Here is a 19,134-nt window from a genome sequence, read left to right on the forward strand (position 1 = left end):
CTCGCCTGGGGTGACCAAGGGTTCGTTAACGCAGAGGGGCTGCGGCTCTGGGGGAGGGGGGGTGCGGAGGGGTTCGTCCCGGGTGGGGGTGACCACCGCTGTGCGGCGCCCCGGGCGGCCCCCCGCGACCGACACATTGGCCGCCGAACCTCCAAGGAATTTCCCGAACGTCTCCACACGGTCCAGGGAGATCCCGGTCTGCAGGGGATAGAGGTCGACGCCGATGCGCCCCATCGTGATCAAGTCGAAATGCTGTGCCGGCCCGGCCATGCGCGACCTCCTCGGGAAGCTGGGGATGCGGGTCCCGGGGTGCCCTGACACGGTGGGGGCGTGGACTCATGGGACCTGCCGCCCCTCAGGTGTAGGTCTCGGAGGGCGGCGCTGTCAATAGTTTGTACTTACATTCGGACCTGCTTGTGAAATGATGTCTTAACAAAGTATTGACAGCGGGCGCGGCAGGGACTTGTATCCCGTGGCATCGCCACAGTCTGTTTGCGGCATCATGATCCGGACTCCGTAAGGCTCCGGGACCACGGATCCCTTCGTGATCCCTCCCCTTTCCCCCGCAGTAGCACAGTGAGGTGCCAGGAAAGATGGACCGCTCTTCTCACCCCCGCTCCCGCAGAATCGCGCCCGTCGTCGCCGTGGCCGCGGCAGCGGCCCTGACTCTCGCCGGCTGCTCCAGCAGTTCCGGGGGCAAGGGTGCCGAGGAAGGCGCCGCGAACGCCTCCGCCGGCAAGGCGACCACGCCGCGCATGACCGTCGCCCTGGTCACCCACCAGGCGCCCGGCGACACCTTCTGGGACACCGTCCGCAAGGGTGCCGAGGCCGCGGCCGCCAAGGACAACATCAAGCTCGTCTACTCCGCCGACCCGAACGCGGGCAACCAGGCCAACCTGGTCCAGAACGCGATCGACCAGAAGGTCGACGGCATCGCCGTCACCCTCGCCAAGCCGGACGCGCTCAAGGGCGTCATAGGCAAGGCCGAGAAGTCCGGCATACCCGTCGTCGGCCTCAACTCCGGTCTGAGCGACTGGAAAAAGCTCAACATGCTGGAGTTCTTCGGCCAGGACGAGTCCGTCGCAGGCGAGGCCTTCGGCAAGAAGCTCAACGAGGTCGGCGCCAAGCATGCCCTCTGTGTCGTGCAGGAGCAGGGCAACGTCGGCCTGACCCAGCGCTGCGACGGCGTGGAGAAGACCTTCGACGGCAAGCTCGACACCCAGAACGTCAACGGCACCGACATGCCGGGCGTGAAGTCGACGATCACCGCCAAGCTGAAGCAGGACCCGTCCATCGACTACGTCGTCACGCTCGGCGCACCCTTCGCGCTGACCGCCGTGCAGTCGATCGGCGACGCCGGCAGCAAGGCGAAGGTCGCCACCTTCGACCTCAACAAGGACCTCATCAAGGCCATCAAGAGCGACGACATCCAGTTCGCCGTCGACCAGCAGCCCTACCTCCAGGGCTACCTGGCCGTCGACGGCCTGTGGCTCTACAAGAACAACGGCAACTACAGCGGTGGCGGTGAGCAGCCCGTGCTGACCGGCCCGGCCTTCGTCGACAAGGCCAACGTCGACAAGATCGGGGAGTTCGCCGCGAAGGGCACCCGGTGATGAGCATGACCCAGCAGGCCACGCCGGCGGTGGACACACCGCCGGCCCCCGGCCAGAAGCAGTCCGACGGCCGGACGCGGCAGCGGCCGCTGGCGCTGCGGCTGCTCGCCCGGCCCGAGGTCGGCGTCTTCCTCGGCGCCGTCGCCGTGCTCGTGTTCTTCCTGTTCACGGCGCCGCCGGTGCGCGACGGCAGCTCGATGGCCAACATCCTGTACCAGTCGTCGACCATCGGGATCATGGCGCTGCCCGTGGCCCTGCTGATGATCGGCGGCGAGTTCGACCTGTCGGCCGGTGTCGCCGTGATCACCTCGGCGCTGACCGCTTCGATGCTCAGCTACCAGCTGACCCTGAACGTCTGGGTGGGCGTGATCGTCGCCCTGCTCGTATCGCTCGCGATCGGCGCGTTCAACGGCTGGCTGCTGGTCAAGACCGGCCTGCCGAGCTTCCTGGTCACCCTGGGCACCTTCCTGATCCTGCAAGGCGTGAACCTCGCCGTCACCAAGCTGGTCACCGAGAACGTGGCCACCGACGACATCAGCGACATGGACGGCTTCGCCCAGGCGCAGAAGATCTTCGCCTCGACCTTCAACGTCGGCGGGGTCAACGTCAAGATCACCGTGGTGTGGTGGCTGGTCTTCGCGGCCCTGGCCACCTGGGTGCTGCTGCGCACCAAGTACGGCAACTGGATCTTCGCCGTCGGCGGCAACAAGCACTCCGCGCGGGCCGTCGGTGTGCCCGTGACCTTCACCAGGATCTCCCTGTTCATGCTGGTCGGCTTCGGCGCCTGGTTCGTCGGCATGCACCAGCTGTTCTCCTTCAACACCGTGCAGTCCGGCGAGGGCGTGGGCCAGGAGCTCATCTACATCGCCGCCGCCGTCATCGGCGGCTGTCTGCTCACCGGTGGCTACGGCTCCGCGATCGGCCCGGTCTTCGGCGCCTTCATGTTCGGCATGGTGCAGCAGGGCATCGTCTACGCCGGCTGGAACCCCGACTGGTTCAAGGCCTTCCTCGGCGTGATGCTCCTCGGCGCCGTCCTCATCAATCTGTGGGTCCAGCGCACGGCGACCCGGAGGTGACCGCAATGACCAGCGAAGCAACCGCCACCGACAAGGCCGCCACCAAGGACGCCGCTCTCGTCGAACTCAAGGGCGCCGGCAAGTCCTACGGCAACATCCGCGCCCTGCACGGCGTCGACCTCACCGTCCACCCCGGCAAGGTGACCTGCGTCCTCGGCGACAACGGCGCCGGCAAGTCCACCCTCATCAAGATCATCTCCGGGCTGCACCAGCACACCGAGGGCGAGTTCCTCGTCGACGGCGCACCGGTGCGCTTCTCCACCCCGCGCGAGGCCCTCGACAAGGGCATCGCCACGGTGTACCAGGACCTCGCGGTCGTCCCGCTGATGCCGGTGTGGCGCAACTTCTTCCTCGGCTCCGAGATGACCAAGGGCCCCTGGCCCGTACGCCGTCTCGACATCGAGAAGATGAAGAAGACCGCGGACGAGGAACTGCGCGCCATGGGCATCGTCCTGGACGACATGGAGCAGCCCATCGGCACGCTCTCCGGCGGCCAGCGCCAGTGCGTGGCCATCGCCCGCGCCGTCTACTTCGGCGCCCGCGTCCTGATCCTCGACGAGCCGACCGCCGCCCTCGGCGTCAAGCAGTCGGGTGTCGTGCTGAAGTACATCGCCGCCGCCCGCGAGAAGGGCCTGGGCGTCATCTTCATCACCCACAACCCGCACCACGCCTACATGGTCGGCGACCACTTCAGCGTGCTGCGCCTCGGCACCATGGAACTGTCCGCCTCCCGCAGCGAGGTCAGCCTCGAGGAGCTGACCAACCACATGGCCGGCGGTACCGAACTGGCCTCCCTCAAGCACGAGTTGGCGCAGGTACGCGGCGTCGACGTCGAAGAGCTCCCCGAGGCGGGAGACCTCACCGCCCCCGTAGCCGCGTCTTCGGAAGGAAAGTCCTGACATGGCCCTCGCGCTCGACCGCATCCGGGTCGGCTCCGCCCCCGACTCCTGGGGCGTCTGGTTCCCCGACGACCCCCAGCAGGTGCCCTGGGTACGCTTCCTCGACGAGGTCGCCGAAGCCGGCTACTCGTGGATCGAACTCGGGCCGTACGGCTACCTGCCGACCGACCCGGCCCGGCTCACCGACGAGGTGACCAAGCGGAACCTCAAGGTCTCCGCCGGCACGATCTTCTGCGGTCTGCACCGCGGCCCCTCCGAGTGGGACTCCACCTGGGAGCAGGTCAGCAACGTCGCCGCGCTCACCCAGGCCATGGACGCCAAGCATCTTGTCGTCATCCCGTCCTTCTGGCGCGACGACAAGACCGCCGAGATCCTGGAGCCCCCGGAGCTCACCACCGAGCAGTGGCGCAACCTCACCACGGGCATGGAACGCCTCGGCCGTGAGGTGAAGGACAAGTACGGCCTGGACATCGTCGTCCACCCGCACGCCGACACCCACATCGACACCGAGGAGCACGTCGAGCAGTTCCTCGACTCGACCGACTCCGACGCGGTCAACCTCTGCCTGGACACCGGGCACTACGCCTACTGCGGCGGCGACAGCGTCAAGCTGATCGAGACGTACGGCGAGCGCATCGGCTACCTCCACCTCAAGCAGGTCGACCCGGAGATCCTCGCCGACGTGGTGAAGAACGAGGTGCCGTTCGGCCCGGCGGTGGCGCGCGGTGTGATGTGCGAACCGCCCGCCGGTGTGCCCGAGCTGGGCCCGGTCCTCACGGCGGCCCAGAAGCTGGGCGTGGACCTCTTCGCCATCGTCGAGCAGGACATGTACCCCTGCGAGCCGGACAAGCCGCTGCCGATCGCGGTGCGCACCCGTAAGTTCCTGAGGTCCTGCGGCGCCTGACGACCCGAAAGGACGGCCATGACTGAGCGCGCCACCACCCTCGGAGTCGCGGTCATCGGTACCGGAAGGATGGGCGCGGACCATGTGCGCCGCATCCATGAAGTCACCAGCGGAGCACGGGTGACAGCCGTGGTGGACGTCGACGCGGAACGCGCGAAAGCCGTCGCCGCCCGCGTCGGCGGCTGCACCGCCTACACGGACCCGGCCGCCGCGATGGCGGCGGCCGACGTCGACGCCGTCCTGATCGCCTCACCGGGCCCGGCTCACGAGGCCACACTGCTCGCCGCCTTCGAGCACGATCTTCCCGTCCTGTGCGAGAAGCCGCTCACCCCCGACGCGGCCTCCGCCCTGCGCGTCCTCGAAGCCGAAACGCGCCTCGGCCACCGCCGGGTCCAGGTCGGCTTCATGCGCCGCTACGATCCCGAGTACGCGAAGCTGAAGGCCCTGCTGACCACCGGCCAGCTGGGCCGCCCGCTGATGGTGCACAACCGGCACCGCAACGCGGCCAGCCCGCCCTTCTTCACCAGCACCATGCTCATCACGGACTCCGTCGCCCACGAGGCCGACGCGACCCGCTGGCTGCTCGGCCACGAGATCACGGCCGTCACGGTGCTGCGCCCGACCCCGTCCGCCAACGCCCCCGACGGGCTGCGCGATCCGCAGTTCGTCGTCTTCGAGACCGACGGCGGCGCCCTCTCCGACGTGGAGATCTTCGTCAACTGCGGCTTCGGCTACCAGGTCCAGGCCGAGGTGGTCTGCGAACGCGGCACCGCCCGCATCGGCGACGGCCACGCCCTGGTCACCAACATGGCCGGCCGCTGGGGCGGCACCATCGCCCAGGACTGGACCGAACGCTTCGAGACGGCCTACGACCAGGAGATCCAGGCCTGGGTCGACGCCACCCGGCGGGGCACGGTCACCGGGCCCGGCGTCTGGGACGGCTATGCCGCGGCGGCGGTGTGCGAGGCGGGGGTGCGGGCGCTGGAGGACGGCGGCCGGGTCGAGGTCGAACTCGCCGAGAAGCCCGCGCTGTACGCGTGAGAAGGGCCCGGGGTCACGCCCCGGGCCCCTCCCTTTCCGCGATTCCGCGTGTGCGTCAGATCCTGGTCCGCGGCCGGGGCTCGAACCCGGCCTTCCGGTAGCAGGCGTCGATGAGCTCCATCGTCGTCACCGCGTCGTCCGCGTCCAGTGGCAGCGGAGCTCCGTCCCGCACCGCGGCGGCGAACGCCTCCAGCTGGTACGTGTACGACGAGCGCGTCCCGAGCCGTTCCGTGCGCTCGCCCTCCGCGGTGCGGACCACGACCCGGTCGTCCAGCTGCGGCAGCACGAAGTTCGGGGCCGTCGCCTCGCCCCGGGAGCCGACGATCCGGATGCTCATGTCCAGCCCGTCGTACGCCATGTGGCAGCGGGCGGAGCCCGTCGCGCCGCCCGGGAACTCCAGATCGGCGTCCAGCCACTCGTCGACCCCGGGCGCGCCCGCCCGCTCCCCGCCCCGGGCTCCGGCAAGACGCGGTGCGCCGCCCGCCCAGGGGGCCAGCATCCGCAGTGCGTGCAGGCTGTAGCAGCCCAGGTCCATCAGGGCGCCGCCGGCCAGCGGCAGCGACCAGCGCGGGTCGGTGTCCGGCGGCGCGGCGATGGCGACCATCGCCTCGACGTGCCGCAGTTCGCCGAGTTCGCCCGAGGCCAGCAGCTCGTGCAGGCGGCGGGTGACGGGATGGAAGAGGTAGTGGAAGGCCTCCATGAAGACCGTCCCGGCCTTCCGGGCGGCCTGACGTACCTCCGCCGCCTCCTCCGTGTTGCTCGCCGACGGCTTCTCCGACAGGACGTGCTTGCCGGCCGCGAGGGCGGCCAGGTTCCACGGGCCGTGCAGGCCGTTGGCGAGCGGGTTGTAGACGACGTCGATCCCGGGATCGGCCACCAGCTCGGCGTACGACCCCACCACCCGCTCCACACCGTGCCCGGCGGCGAACGCCTCGGCACGGGCGCGGTCGCGGGCGGCCACCGCGACGAGACGGTGGCCGGTCGCCCGGGCCGGGTCGATCAGGGAGCGTTCGGTGATCCGCGCGGCTCCCAGCAGTCCTATGCGCAGGGGTTCCCGGCCTGGTTCGCTCATGCCTGCCATTCCTCCTCGTTCGTCGCGGGACGGTGCTCGTGCGTCGACAGTGTGCGCAAAGATTCTGGTCGCCCCGCGGGCGGCAGCGGCGTAGCGTGATCAGTGCCTTCGAGGGGAGCTGTGATGGGCACAGCACGCGACCTGATGATCGTGGCCATGGACGCGGCCACCGACCGGCCGGTGACGCAGGGCGACCTGTCGCTCGGGCTGGCCGGGGCCGAGCTGATCGACCTCCTCGGTGCGGAGGTGGTGACGCTGGACGGCGACCGCATCGTGTCCCGCCCGGCGCCGCCCCTCGGCGACACCCTGCTGGACCGGGCCGCGACCGCACTCGTGCGCGACAAGCCGTATGAGCCGATCGAGGACTGGCTGTGGCGCAGGGGCCGTGGACTGGCCGAGGAGTACGTGAGCGTCCTCCAGGAAGAGGGGCTCGTCGCACGGCCCCGGGCCTCCTGGCTCCCCTTCCGCGACGCCACCTGGCCGGCACCGGTCGAGTCCCCTGCCCGGCAGCGCGCCCGGCACCGCCGGGCCACCGACGAGCCGGTGCTCGCCACACTCGCGGCCGCCGTCGGGGTGCGCGGCGAGGTGCCCGAGGACCTCCCGGAGCCCGGCGACGCGGCCCAGGCCGTGCTCGCCGCGGTGGTCGACGCCGTGACGGAGCTGGACGCCGTCCGCCGTCGGCGGACCCTCGAGAACGAGGCTTTCGCCAACGTCTGGCGCGGTGCGTGAGCCGCGGCGGCCGCCACACCCTTAGGCCACCCGTACCTCCTCGATGGTCACCGGACGGTGCTCGTGCAGCGACAGGGTGCACGCGTCGGCGATCCAGCCCGCCTCCAGGGCGTCCTCGATCGTGCAGGGGGAGGGGCGGGTGCCGACGACGACCTCGGTGAACGCGGTCAGTTCGGCGCGGTAGGCCTCGGTGAACCGGTCCATGAAGAAGTCGTGCGGCGTGCCCGCGGGGAAGGTCACGCCCGGCTCGACCGAGCGCAGCGGCAGCTTGTCCTCCAGACCGACGGCGATGGAGTCCTGGAAGCCGTGGATCTCCATGCGGACGTCGTAACCACGGGCGTTGTGGCGGGAGTTGGAGACCACCGCGATCGTGCCGTCGTCCAGGGTGAGGATCGCGCCGGTGGTGTCGGCGTCCCCGGCCTCCTTGATGTAGTCGGCGCCGCGGTTGCCGCCGACGGCGTACACCTCCGTCACCTCACGGCCGGTCACCCAGCGGATGATGTCGAAGTCGTGCACCGAGCAGTCGCGGAAGATACCGCCGGAGGCGCCGATGTACGCGGCCGGGGGCGGCGCCGGGTCCAGCGTGGTCGACCGCACGGTGTGCAGCTTGCCCAGCTCACCGGCCTGGACGGCGGCCCGCGCGGCGACGAACCCGGCGTCGAAACGGCGGTTGTAGCCGATCTGGATCGGCACGTCCCTGCCCTGGACGGCCTTGAGCACCTCGACGCCCTCGCTCATGGTCCTGGCGACGGGCTTCTCGCAGAAGACGGGCACACCGGCCTCGACCCCGGCCAGGATCAGCGCCGGGTGGGCGTCGGTCGCCGCCGCGACGACGATGCCGTCCACACCGGCGGCCAGCAGGGCCTCGGGCGAGTCCACGACCTCGGCGCCGAACCGCTCGGCCGCGGCCTTGGCGGCACCCGCGAACGGGTCGGTGACGACGAGCGACTCGACGGCGTCGAGCCCGGACAGGGTCTCGGCGTGGAAGGCGCCGATACGGCCGAGGCCGAGGATTCCGATACGCATGGGGTGTTGCTCCTTGATGTGTAGCGCCCCGAAAGGGGCGCGGGGAACTGCGCGATCAACCACAGCGGCGTCGCACACGACCAGTGACCGGGCGCGGCACTTCCTCAGTCGAGCCCGCCGAGCACGTTCTGGTCCCAGTCGATCACCGACCCGGTGACCACCCCGGACCGGTCCGACAGCAGGAAGACCACGAAGTCGGCGATTTCGTCCGGCTGGCCGAGCTTGCCCATCGGCAGCTTCGCGGCCGCTTCGTCACGCCAGTCGTCCCCGGCCCCGTGAAAGGCCTTCTGCGTGGCGTCCTCGCCCTCCGTCGCGGTCCAGCCGATGTTCAGCCCGTTGATCCGGACCCGGTCCCACCGGTGCGCGTGCGCGGCGTTGCGGGTCAGCCCGATCAGCCCCGCCTTCGCGGCGACGTACGGCGCGAGAAACGGCTGCCCGCCGTGCGCCGACGACGTGATGATGTTGACGACCGTGCCGGGCGCCTCGCGCGCGACCATGTCCGCGACCGCCGCCTGCATCGCGAAGAACGGGCCCTTGAGGTTGATCCCGATGTGCTGGTCGAACAGCTCGGGCGTGGTGTCCAGCAGCGTCCCCCGGGAGGTCAGCCCCGCGGAGTTCACGAGACAGTCGACCCGGCCGTACGCCTCCACGACCCGGGCCACGGAGGCCTTCGCCTGCTCGGCGTCCGACAGGTCGGCCCGTACGTACAGGGCCTTGCCGCCCGCGGCGATCAGCTCCGCCACCAGGGCCTCGCCCGGTTCGGGACGCCGCCCGGTGACGGCCACCACCGCCCCCTCGCGGACCGCGGCCCGCGCGATGGCCGCGCCGACGCCCTGGCTGCCGCCGTTGACCAGGACGACCTTGTCGTCGAGAAGTCCCACAGGTTTCCTCAGCTCTCTCGCCGTTCGGTACCGGCCCGCAGCTCCGCACGGAGCGCCTCCGGCGTCCAGTTCTCACGCAGCGCCCGCCGCAGCAGATCCGCCTGTGAAGGCGGGGCCAGGCCGTCGACCGGCGGGTCGCTGTCGAGGTTCGTGGGGAAGGGGTAGCCCTCGGCACTCGCCGCGATCACCCGGTCCAGCCATGCCTGGTCGGCACCCTCGGCCCCGCGCTTGAGCAACGCCGGGTACACCGCGTTCGCCACGGCCTCCCGGTCCACCGTCTCCATCGCACGCCCGAACGCGGACGACACCTGCAGCAGGTTGGCCATGCGCCGGATGTCCGCCGAGCGGTTGGTGCCGGCGGCGTGGAAGAGCGCCGGGTTGAAGAAGACCGCGTCGCCCTTCGCGAGCGGCAGCTGCACCTGGTGCGCATCGAAGTACGCCCGGAACTCGGGGAGCCGCCAGGCGAGATAGCCGGGCTCGTACTTCTGCGAGTGCGGCAGGTACATCGTCGGCCCGGACTCCACCGGCATGTCGCAGTGCGCGACCGCGCCCTGGAGGGTCAGCACGGGGGAGAGGCGGTGCACGTGCGCGGGATAGGCGGCGGCGACCTCGTTCGACAGGAAGCCCAGGTGGTAGTCGCGGTGCACGCTCTGCGCGGCGCCGCCCGGATTGACCACGTTGAGCTGGGAGGTGACCTGGTAGCCCGGGCCCAGCCAGGCAGTGGCGACCAGCGCGAGCACCTCGTTGGCGTAGTAGTCGGCGAAGGCCTCCGCGTCATACAGGGCCGCCTTCTCCAGCGCGTTCCACACCCGGTCGTTGGCGCCCGGCTTGGCGAAGTGGTCACCGGCCGTCGCGCCCGAGGCGCGCTGCTCGGCGATCAGCGCCTCGAACACGGCGGTGGCCCGGTCCACGACGTCCTCGTCGGGAAAGGCACCGCGGAAGACGACGATGCCGGGACCGTCGGCGAGCGCGCGGGACAGTTCGGCCTGGACCACCCGGTCGCCCTCGAGCAGACCGGCCTCGTAGACCGGCACGTTCCGCTCCACGGCGGAGGCGTGCGGATAGTCGGCGGGGTCCGTCGCCCGCTCGACCAGCGCGCGGAACGCGTCGAGATCGCAGTCCTGCTCGGACAGCCAGGCACGGTGGTGTACGGAAGTGAAGGACATCGTCGTCCCTTCGGGGTCACGGAGCGACGCAGCCCTGTCATTCTTGTCAGTACAAACCCCTCGAACAACCAGCAGGCAGCCATCAAAAACCCCTCAAGGAGCCAGCGCATGGGCCACCCCTTCCCGATCCGGGAGATCGCTCGTCAGGCGGGACTGAGCGAGGCGACCGTCGACCGGGTGCTCAACGGCCGGGGCGGGGTGCGGGAGAGCACCGCGCGGGAGGTGAGCCGCGCGATAGCCGACCTGGACCGGCAGCGCACGCAGGTCCGGCTCGTGGGCCGGACGTTCATGGTCGACATCGTGATGCAGGCGCCCGAGCGGTTCACCACGGCGATCCGCGCCGCCCTGGAGGCCGAGCTGCCGTCCCTGCACCCGGCGGTGCTGCGCTCCCGCTTCCACTTCCGCGAGACCGGCCCGGCCGGGGAACTGGTGCGGACCCTCGACCGGATCGCCCGGCGCGGCTCGCAGGGCGTGATCCTCAAGGCCCCGGACGTCCCGGAGGTCACCGCGGCCGTCGGCCGGCTCGAAGCGGCCGGCATCCCGGTCGTGACCCTGGTGACCGACCTGCCCGCCAGCGCCCGTCGTGCCTATGTCGGCATCGACGACCGGGCGGCCGGGGCGACAGCCGCGTATCTGATGGGGCAGTGGCTCGGCGACCGGCCGGGCAACATCCTCACCAGCCTCAGCAGCGGCTTCTTCCGCAACGAGGAGGAGCGCGAGATGGGCTTCCGCGGCGGGATGCGTGCCCGGCACCCCGGGCGCGCGCTGGTCGAGATCGCCGAGGGGCAGGGCCTGGACGCCACCCAGTACGACCTCGTGCGGGCCGCGCTGGAACGCGACCCGGAGATCCGCGCGGTGTACTCGATCGGCGGCGGCAACATCGCCACGCTCAGGGCGTTCGAGGACCTCGGCCGCGAGTGCGCCGTGTTCGTCGCGCACGACCTCGACCACGACAACACCCGGCTGCTGCGTGAGCACCGCCTGTCCGCCGTGCTCCACCACGACCTGCGCCAGGACGTACGCGAGGCCTGCCACACCGTCATGCGGGCGCACGACGCGCTGCCGCCGGCGGGACCCACCCTGCCGTCCGCGATCCAGGTGGTGACGCCGTACAACATGCCGCCGCAGGCCGCGGGTGTGTGAGCCGGGTGCGGGTCGTGGGGGCCGGTCGCGCGGTTCCCCGCGCCCCTGGGCCGGCTGCTCCGCTCGGCGTAGTGCGTCAGGCGTGGGTCCGGGACGAGGCCCGCCCCGGCCCCTACCGTCAGGCTCATGTGGACATCGCGCCCGGACGGCGGCCCCGAGCGGTTGCTGACGCTCGCCGACGGCGTGTTCGCCATCGCCATCACGCTGCTGGTCCTGGACCTCTACGTACCGCGCGGACTGGACGCGGACCAGTACGACCAGGCCCTGCGCCGGCTGCTCCCGGACCTCGGGGCCTACGCGCTCAGCGTCACGGTGCTCGGCAGTTTCTGGCACGACCACCGCAGGATCTTCCGCGATGTGCGGGAGATCGACGGACAGGTGATCACCCTGGCCGTCGCCGGACTGGGTGTCGCGGCCCTGGTGCCCTTCCCTACCAGGCTGCTCGCGGAGTACGGCGACGAGCCCGTCTCGGTCGCCGTCTACGCGGCGGCGGTCGCCGCGATGGGCGCCGGCCACCTGGCGCTCGCCGCCCTGTTGGCCACACGCCCCTGGCTCCGCCACGGCACCCCGTCGGAGGCCGGCACCACGCTCTACCTCGTCGACAGCGCCACGATGGTGGCGGTGTTCGCCGCGACCGTCCCGCTGGCCCTGGTGTTGGGGGCCCACGCCATGTGGCTGTGGCTCGGCCTCGTCCCGGTGAGGTTCCTCCTCGGCCGCCGCCTCCAGAAGCAGGCCTGAGACGTCATGCCCCCGCGGACACGTCCGCCCACGCCCCACTGGCCGCCGACCGCGCCATCGCGTCCAGCGCGGCGGCGCTGTGCACGGCGTCCGTGAGCGTCGCCCCGTGCGGGGTGCCCTCCGCGACCGAGCGCAGGAAGCGGTACGCCTCGATGACCTTCAGGTCGTCGTACCCCATCGAGTTCGCCGCACCCGGCTGGAACGCGGCGAACTCGCCGTGGCCCGGTCCGACGTACACCGTGGTGACGGACTGGTCCTGGTACGTCGTGCCGCGGCTGACGCCCAGTTCGTTCATACGGCGGAAGTCCCAGAACACCGCACCCTTGGTGCCGTGCACCTCGAAGCCGTAGTTGTTCTGCTCGCCGACCGAGACCCGGCAGGCCTCCAGGACACCGCGGGCCCCGGAGGCGAAGCGCAGCAGGCAGCTGACGTAGTCCTCGTTCTCGACGGGGCCGAGGTCCCCGCCGGAGGCACGGCTGTGGCCCGCCGTGGCGCCGGTCGGGCGGGCCCGCTCCGGCAGGAAGATCGCGGTGTCGGCGGTGAGGGACGTGATGTCACCGAGCAGATGCCGGGCCAGGTCGGTGCCGTGCGAGGCCAGATCGCCCAGCACCCCGCTGCCGCCCCGCTCCCGCTCGTACCGCCAGGTCAGCGCACCCTCGGGATGAGCCGCGTAGTCGCTGAAGAGCCGGACGCGCACATGGGTGACCGTGCCGATCTCCCCGGAGGCGATCAGCTCGCGGGCCGCCTCGACGGCGGGCGCGTTGCGGTAGTTGAAGCCGACGGCGCCCTGCACACCAGCCTTGGCCACCGCGTCCGCCACCGCACCGGCGTCCTCGGCGGTCAGACCCACCGGCTTCTCGATCCAGATGTGCTTGCCCGCCTCGGCCATGGCGACGCCGATCTCACGGTGCAGGAAGTTCGGCGCGGTGATGCTGACCGCCTTCACCCGAGGATCGGCGACCACGTCACGCCAGTCGCGTGTCGTCGAGGCGAACCCGAACTGCGCGGCGGCCTCCTCCGCCCGGCCCGGAACCTCCTCGGCGACCGTCACCAGCTCCGGAACGAGGGGCAGCCGCGGATAGTGGTGCCGCACACGCGCGTACGCCTGGGTGTGCACCCGCCCCATCCAGCCGAATCCGATGACGGCGACGCCGAGCGTGTCGACCATGAGAGCCCCTCTTTGGACCGTTCCAGAACCTGTCCAGCCCACCCTGAGCGCGGTTTCCCATGCATGTCAACCCTTTGACAAGCCGGTGACCCGCATGGAACGGTCCATCCCATGAGACCACCGACCATCCGTGACGTGGCCGACCGGGCCGGCGTCTCCAAGTCGCTGGTCTCCCTGGTGCTGCGCGGCTCCGACCAGGTGCGACCTGAGAAGCGGGAAGCCGTGCTCCGGGCCGCCCGGGAGCTCGGCTACCGGCCCAACGCCGCCGCCCGCAGCCTCAGCGAACAGCGCACCCGCACGGTCGGCGTCCTGCTGAACGATCTGCGCAACCCCTGGTTCGTCGACCTCCTCGACGGCCTGAACTCCCTGCTGCACGCCCACGGCCTGCACATGCTGCTGGCCGACGCGCGCCTCAACCGCCGCACCGGCCAGGACCCGGCCGACCCGCTGCTGGACCTGCGCGTCGACGGCCTGGTCGTGGTCGGCACCCTGCCCGACCCGGCGGCCCTCGGCGCGGTCGCCGCGCGGATGCCGGTCGTCCTGGCCGGTGCCCGCGAGCCGGTGCCGCCCGGGGTGGACCAGGTCGCGGGCGACGACGAGAAGGGCGCCCGGCTGGTCACCGAGCACCTCATCGGCCTCGGCCACCACCGCATCGCCCACCTCGCCGGCTACGGAGCCGTCGGCGAACTGCGCCGCCGCAGCTTCGAGGCGACGATGCGGGAGCACGGCCTGGCGGACCGGGCCGTCGTCGAGACCGGTGACATGACCGAGGAGGGCGGCTACCGCGCCGCCGTCCGCCTCCTCAGCCGCCCCGACCGGCCCACGGCCGTCTTCGCCGTCAACGACATCACCGGCGTGGGCGCCCTCTCGGCGGCGGAGGAACTGGGGCTGCGCGTCCCGCACGGCGTGTCCCTCGTCGGCTACGACAACACGAGCATCTCCCGGCTGCGCCATCTCTGGCTCACCACCGTGGACAACGCCGGCCACGAGGTCGGCCGCCGCGCCGCCCGCTTCCTCCTCGACCGTTTCGAACGGCCGGGAGGAGAGGGGCGCGTGCACCTGGCGACGCCCACGCTGGAAGTCCGGGGAACCACGTTTCGTTTTCAACGAGGGTGATTCCGGCGGGATTTCCCGAGTCGCCGCTTCACATCGGCGGGACTAGAATTTATTCCGACACCCCCAAATCCGAGAGTGCCAAGGCGGCTTGGCGTTTTCTTCCTTTCCCTCCACCTGCGCTGGAGGAGGCATCATGGATCCGCACCGCACCGAACAGCAGAGGAACATGCCGGGCCCGGAGGCCGACAAGCCGCTGAGAATGGTTCCGGATGTGGGTGAACACGCCGACGACGACGGTGTTCTGCGGGCCTATGTGGATCCCGGGGCGACCCTGACCCGCGCGCCGACGGCTCGCAAGGCCATCGACCGTTTCATGAAGGCGCGCTCCCAGGACCTCAAGATCCAGCGCATCGACCTGCGCGAGGTGGGCTCCGCCGAAGGCGCGGCCACCCTGCGCGTGCGCTACCAGCAGTTCCACCACGACCTGCCGATCGTGGGCGCCACCGTCCAGGCCGTCGCCGATGTGAAGCAGGCCGCCGTCATCCAGGTCGACCACACGGCGGAGGTCGATGTCACGGATGCCCCCGACCCCGGCACGGCCCGGCCGCTCGACGCGGTGCGGAAGAACGCCCTCGCGCCGTTCCAGGGCGATTTCGCGTCCGCCGGCATCGTCAGGGACGAGCTGGTGTATCTGCGGGACACGGCCAGGCCCCCATTGCCGGAGACCGACTATCCCACCGCGTCGATCGGCCTGCTGAGAAAGGGGCAGAAGCCCGACGGCGCCCTTCATCTCGTGCACGATCTGCTCGTCGAGACCACCGGCCCGTTCGAGCATTTCCGGGTCGTCATGGACGCCGTCTCCGGAAAACTGCTCTGGCTCTCCCTCGCGGGGAAATACGTGACGGCCGGCCTCAGGGTCTTCATGCCCGATCCCGTGACCGAGTCCGACGACGGCACCGTGCACGGCGGTTCCAGCGCGGCCACGCTCGACACCTCCTGCCGCGACGTCCAGGCGGAGGTCGCTCCGGCCGTCGGGGGCAGGTTCCGGCTCGACGGGGACTGGTTCCGGTGCACCGACTGGGACACCCCGGCCTTCCCCCAGCCGGAGGAGACGTCGCCGGACTTCACCTACCGGCCCTACCCCGACGACCGGGCCTTCCTGAGCGCGAACGCCTACTACTGGCTCGACTCCTTCGCCCGCTATCTGCGCACGCTGGGCAACACGACGCTCAACACCAACATGGTCAAGGTCGAGGTCGACGCCCAGGCCTATGACGGCCAGGACCAGAGCGAATGGCACGGCACGCTGACACCCCCGCGGATCCGCTTCGGCGAGGGCGGCGCACCGGACGCCGGCGACCTCGGGGTCATCGGCCACGAGTACGTCCACGGCGTGTTCGACTGGCTCGACGCCCAGCACGGTGGCTCCGGTTCGTACGAGCACAGCGTCTGCGACGCGCTGCCCGCCATCTACCGCGACCGGTTCAACCCCGACGGGCACCGGCGCACGGAGACGTTCCCCTTCGACAACAACGCGACCGACCGGTGGAGCACCGAGCGACGGCTCGACGTCCCCCAGCGATTCGACGCCCCGGCGTTCAACGGCTTCGGCGTCAACCTGCGCAACTCGATGCTCGGCACGGCACTGTGGCGGTGCTACCTGGGCATGGGAGGCGACTCGCCCGATCCCGCCGTACGGATCGCGGCGGCCGACGCGATCAACAGGACGATGCTGGAGATGCTGCTCATCGTGCCGGACGACACCTCCACGGGCCGCGGCCACGCCGTGAGCATGGCCAGGGGCTGCATCACGGCCGACTCCACGCTCACCGGCGGCCTCTACAGCAAGGTGATGGACGAGGCCTTCGTGAACCAGGGGCTGTGGGCACCGCGGCCGGTGGACGTCTACATCGGCGACAACCCCGCCGACCTCGGCGCGGTGCCGAGCGGCGTCCCGCACTGGTCGTCGCCGGACATCTGGGTCCGCAACAACGACATCAGCACCGGTGACAATCCCGAGCTCGGCCACGAGCCGCCCGTCAACGACCGGCCCAACTTCCTCTATGTGCGGGTGCGCAACCGGGGGACCCAGGAAGCCGCGAGCGGAGCGTTCCAGGTGGAGGCGTTCCGGTGCGACCCGGGCACGGGGATGCTCTGGCCCACCCACTTCCGGTCGCTGGGCACCGTGGTCATCGACCAGCCGATCCCCGCGGGCGGGGCGGTGCGGGTGGGCCCGCTCGAGTGGACCCCGCAGATCGCCGACCACGAATGCCTGGTCGCCGTCGTGCACGGAGCCCCCGACCCCGCCATCACCGCCACCCTCAACGGGCCGGTGCCGCACGGTCTTCTGGTGCGGTTCGACAACAACGTGGCGCAGCGGAACGTCGCGCCGCAGCTCGCCGCACCGGGCGGCAAGACGCACATGACGATCACGCTGCGCGGCGGCCTCGCCAGGACCACCGGTTCCTGGCAGCTGGACGCGACGGCCCTGCCGGACGACAGCCGGGTCTCGATCCGCACGCTGACCCGCGTCACACGGGACGCGGAGCTGACCGGCTGCACCGTGACCGAGACGGGCCCGGTCCGCTCCACGCTGGAGATGCCCGGCGGCGGAACGGCGGCCGTCGACGGGTTCACGCTGGAGCCCGACGACCGGGTGGCGGCCGACATCACCATCGACTTCTCCCAGCGCGCGGAGCACCTCCGGCTCTATCCCTTCGTGGCCACCCAGTACCAGGACGGACTGATCGCCGGGCGGATGACCATCCAGATCACGGCCGTCAAGGAACTGGAGGACTTCTTCTTCGGCAACCCGCACAGCCGCGAACTGCACATCTCCACCTGCCCGCACTGGTCCAGGCTCGGCGCCGGCAGCAAGGTGCCCTTCCTGCGCGCCGAGGACGCGCTCGCCCGCGGCTACAACAGCTGTGCCTACTGCCGGCCCGCCCTCCACGCCGGCTGAGGAGGCAGGAGATGGACCTCGACGTACTCGAGAACCTGCCCCTCGCGCCACCGCTCAAGGGCCGTCCGCCCAGCCCCGCCGAACCCTTCGTACCGGCGGAACGCGGGGTGGCGGGCAAACGGGCGGACGAGTCGATCGCCCCGCTCGTCGCGGCGGTGTCGGCGGACGCGCTGCGCGACACCGTGGAGGCCCTGGCGGACTTCCAGACGCGGCACACCTTCTCGCCGCTCATCGGACCGGCGGCCGACGAGGTCGCAGGCCGGCTGTCGGCGGCGGGATACCCGGAGGTGACCAGACGCACCTGGACCAACGCCGGTCACAGCGCCGACAACGTGATCTGCACCAAGCCAGGCACAGCGGTCGACGGGCCCGTCATCATCCTGTGCGCCCACTACGACTGCCGTATGCAGGACCCGGACGACGCCACGGCCCGCGCGCCGGGCGCGGACGACAACGCCAGCGGGGTGGCCGCGACCCTGGAGATCGCCCGCCTGCTCGCCCCGGTCGCCCTGGCCGGCACGGTCCGGTTCGTGGCCTTCTCGGGCGAGGAGCAGGGACTGTGGGGGGCCACGGCGTACGCGGCGGCGCTCCGGGCTGAGGGGGTCTCGGCCCTGCGGGTGGTGAACCTGGACATGGTGGGCAGACCTCCTGCGGACGGCACCGTGACGGTGGAGCGCGACCTGGGGAACGCCGTGCCCGGCAACGACGCCGCCTCGCACGCCTTCGGCGAGGTGATGGCGCAGGCGGCGGCGGACCACACGGCGCTGCCGGTGCGGCTCGGACCCATCTACGCCAGTGACTACATGCCGTTCGAAGCGCGGGGCGACGTGGCGATCGGCGCGTACGAAGGGGACGGCAACCCGCACTACCACCGGACTTCCGACGCCCCGGACACGCTCGACTACGGCTATCTCGCCGACATCACGAGATTCACCCTGGCGACCGTACTCGCCGAAGCCCTCCCTGCGTGAGCCCTGAACTGCTGGAGCGGCTCAAACGCCCAACTGGTATGTCACCGCTTCCAGTTGGCGCTGCGCCCGGGGCGCCCCCAGTCATCCCTCGCGCGAGGCGGGCGCGCACCGCTGATCGGCGCGAACCTAGGGATACATCACCTGATGTCTGTCTCAACCCGTATGCCCTGGTCGGGAGTTGCCGTGAACTTCGCGTATTGTTTGCGGCATATGCCCGGGAGTCGACCTCCTCAGGGCGCGCGATCGCGCAGGCGAAGGGGGACCACGACGTGGACGAGACACGGCACCGAACCGTCCGGCGTGCCGGGCTGATCGGGGGTGCCGTCCCGGCGCTCCTGGCCGTCGCGGCCTGCGCCGGCCACGCGACCAAGGCGGAGATCCCCTGGTGGGCCGTCCTCGCCGTCGCCGTCTCGACCGCGGGCCTCGCCGGCCGGACCGGGGCCCAGATCGGCCGGAGCCACCACGAGGGCCGCGAGGCCGAGGCCCCTCCCCGGGTGCGGTAGGGTTGACCTGCGTGATCACGCGGTTCACCCGCGCGAGACGCATCGGGACGTGGCGCAGCTTGGTAGCGCACTTGACTGGGGGTCAAGGGGTCGCAGGTTCAAATCCTGTCGTCCCGACTTGTGAAAGTCGCAGATGAGGGCCGATTTCGGAGGCATCCGGAATCGGCCCTCGGTCATGCTCGGGGC

At 70.9% G+C, this 19,134-nt stretch carries 17 protein-coding genes, 1 tRNA gene and 2 pseudogenes; 14 read left to right on the forward strand and 6 right to left on the reverse strand.

Annotated features, from left to right (window positions below):
* Window positions 1-270 (reverse strand): annotated as a pseudogene (locus AC07DF_RS06745) (5-dehydro-2-deoxygluconokinase); the annotation flags it as partial.
* Window positions 271-593: 323 nt separating this feature from the next.
* Here AC07DF_RS06745 and AC07DF_RS06750 point away from each other — a divergent pair.
* Genes AC07DF_RS06750 through AC07DF_RS06770 form a run of 5 tightly spaced genes read left to right on the forward strand, consistent with a single transcriptional unit; the run spans window position 594 to window position 5,533 of the window.
* Entirely contained in the window at window positions 594-1,613 is a 1,020-nt protein-coding gene (locus AC07DF_RS06750; protein ID WP_478967641.1) for a sugar ABC transporter substrate-binding protein, read from the forward strand.
* Entirely contained in the window at window positions 1,613-2,689 is a 1,077-nt protein-coding gene (locus tag AC07DF_RS06755) for an ABC transporter permease (protein WP_478967643.1), read from the forward strand. The genes AC07DF_RS06750 and AC07DF_RS06755 overlap by 1 nt, the downstream gene beginning before the upstream one ends.
* A 5-nt stretch (window positions 2,690-2,694) precedes the next feature.
* Window positions 2,695-3,588 carry an ATP-binding cassette domain-containing protein gene (locus AC07DF_RS06760; protein ID WP_478967644.1) on the forward strand — a complete coding sequence of 298 codons (894 nt, stop codon included), beginning with the start codon at window positions 2,695-2,697 and terminating at the stop codon, window positions 3,586-3,588.
* A gap of 1 nt (window position 3,589) precedes the next feature.
* Window positions 3,590-4,492 (forward strand): sugar phosphate isomerase/epimerase family protein, encoded by a 903-nt coding sequence (locus AC07DF_RS06765; protein ID WP_391112231.1) that lies wholly within the window; start codon window positions 3,590-3,592, stop codon window positions 4,490-4,492.
* 18 nt (window positions 4,493-4,510) lie between these two features.
* Complete coding sequence (locus AC07DF_RS06770) at window positions 4,511-5,533, forward strand: Gfo/Idh/MocA family protein (protein WP_478967646.1); 1,023 nt, start codon at window positions 4,511-4,513, stop codon at window positions 5,531-5,533.
* A gap of 55 nt (window positions 5,534-5,588) precedes the next feature.
* Here the strand turns inward: AC07DF_RS06770 and AC07DF_RS06775 are convergent, their stop codons facing one another.
* Complete coding sequence (locus AC07DF_RS06775; protein ID WP_478967648.1) at window positions 5,589-6,605, reverse strand: Gfo/Idh/MocA family protein; 1,017 nt, start codon at window positions 6,603-6,605, stop codon at window positions 5,589-5,591.
* A 123-nt stretch (window positions 6,606-6,728) separates the two neighbouring features.
* Here AC07DF_RS06775 and AC07DF_RS06780 point away from each other — a divergent pair, with 123 nt between their 5' ends.
* Window positions 6,729-7,334, forward strand: coding sequence for a GOLPH3/VPS74 family protein (locus AC07DF_RS06780; RefSeq protein ID WP_478967650.1), 606 nt, complete (start codon window positions 6,729-6,731; stop codon window positions 7,332-7,334).
* Between the two features lie 21 nt (window positions 7,335-7,355).
* Here AC07DF_RS06780 and AC07DF_RS06785 read toward each other — a convergent pair whose 3' ends face one another.
* The 3 genes from AC07DF_RS06785 to AC07DF_RS06795 form a co-directional block, all read right to left on the reverse strand.
* Window positions 7,356-8,360: a Gfo/Idh/MocA family protein gene (locus AC07DF_RS06785; protein ID WP_478967652.1), complete on the reverse strand. Its 1,005-nt coding sequence runs from the start codon at window positions 8,358-8,360 to the stop codon at window positions 7,356-7,358.
* Between the two features lie 104 nt (window positions 8,361-8,464).
* Window positions 8,465-9,241: an SDR family oxidoreductase gene (locus AC07DF_RS06790; protein ID WP_478967654.1), complete on the reverse strand. Its 777-nt coding sequence runs from the start codon at window positions 9,239-9,241 to the stop codon at window positions 8,465-8,467.
* A gap of 8 nt (window positions 9,242-9,249) precedes the next feature.
* Window positions 9,250-10,407, reverse strand: coding sequence for a phytanoyl-CoA dioxygenase family protein (locus AC07DF_RS06795; protein ID WP_478967655.1), 1,158 nt, complete (start codon window positions 10,405-10,407; stop codon window positions 9,250-9,252).
* Window positions 10,408-10,515: 108 nt separating this feature from the next.
* On the opposite strand from AC07DF_RS06795, the gene AC07DF_RS06800 reads away from it, so the two are divergent.
* A complete protein-coding gene (locus AC07DF_RS06800) occupies window positions 10,516-11,550 on the forward strand; it encodes a LacI family DNA-binding transcriptional regulator (protein WP_478967657.1) in 1,035 nt (344 codons plus the stop codon).
* Window positions 11,551-11,676: 126 nt separating this feature from the next.
* Entirely contained in the window at window positions 11,677-12,288 is a 612-nt protein-coding gene (locus tag AC07DF_RS06805; RefSeq protein WP_478967658.1) for a TMEM175 family protein, read from the forward strand.
* Between the two features lie 4 nt (window positions 12,289-12,292).
* Here AC07DF_RS06805 and AC07DF_RS06810 read toward each other — a convergent pair whose 3' ends face one another.
* The gene (locus AC07DF_RS06810; RefSeq protein WP_478967659.1) at window positions 12,293-13,456 is read right to left on the reverse strand and encodes a Gfo/Idh/MocA family protein; all 1,164 of its coding nucleotides are present in this window, start codon (window positions 13,454-13,456) and stop codon (window positions 12,293-12,295) included.
* A 111-nt stretch (window positions 13,457-13,567) separates the two neighbouring features.
* Here AC07DF_RS06810 and AC07DF_RS06815 point away from each other — a divergent pair, with 111 nt between their 5' ends.
* The 6 genes and pseudogenes from AC07DF_RS06815 to AC07DF_RS06840 all read left to right on the forward strand — a co-directional run bounded on the left by AC07DF_RS06815 (window position 13,568) and on the right by AC07DF_RS06840 (window position 19,065).
* Window positions 13,568-14,572 carry a LacI family DNA-binding transcriptional regulator gene (locus tag AC07DF_RS06815; protein WP_478967661.1) on the forward strand — a complete coding sequence of 335 codons (1,005 nt, stop codon included), beginning with the start codon at window positions 13,568-13,570 and terminating at the stop codon, window positions 14,570-14,572.
* A gap of 133 nt (window positions 14,573-14,705) precedes the next feature.
* Window positions 14,706-17,474, forward strand: a complete 2,769-nt coding sequence (locus AC07DF_RS06820; protein WP_478967662.1) for a hypothetical protein — start codon at window positions 14,706-14,708, stop codon at window positions 17,472-17,474.
* An 11-nt stretch (window positions 17,475-17,485) separates the two neighbouring features.
* Window positions 17,486-18,445 (forward strand): M28 family metallopeptidase, encoded by a 960-nt coding sequence (locus AC07DF_RS06825; RefSeq protein ID WP_478967664.1) that lies wholly within the window; start codon window positions 17,486-17,488, stop codon window positions 18,443-18,445.
* 5 nt (window positions 18,446-18,450) lie between these two features.
* Window positions 18,451-18,535: pseudogene (locus AC07DF_RS06830) on the forward strand (GntR family transcriptional regulator); the annotation flags it as partial.
* A gap of 179 nt (window positions 18,536-18,714) precedes the next feature.
* Window positions 18,715-18,948, forward strand: coding sequence for a hypothetical protein (locus AC07DF_RS06835; RefSeq protein ID WP_478967665.1), 234 nt, complete (start codon window positions 18,715-18,717; stop codon window positions 18,946-18,948).
* Between the two features lie 43 nt (window positions 18,949-18,991).
* Window positions 18,992-19,065: transfer RNA gene (locus AC07DF_RS06840), tRNA-Pro, on the forward strand.
* Window positions 19,066-19,134: the final 69 nt, after the last annotated feature.

This window comes from Streptomyces sp. NPDC044719 (assembly GCF_056433405.1).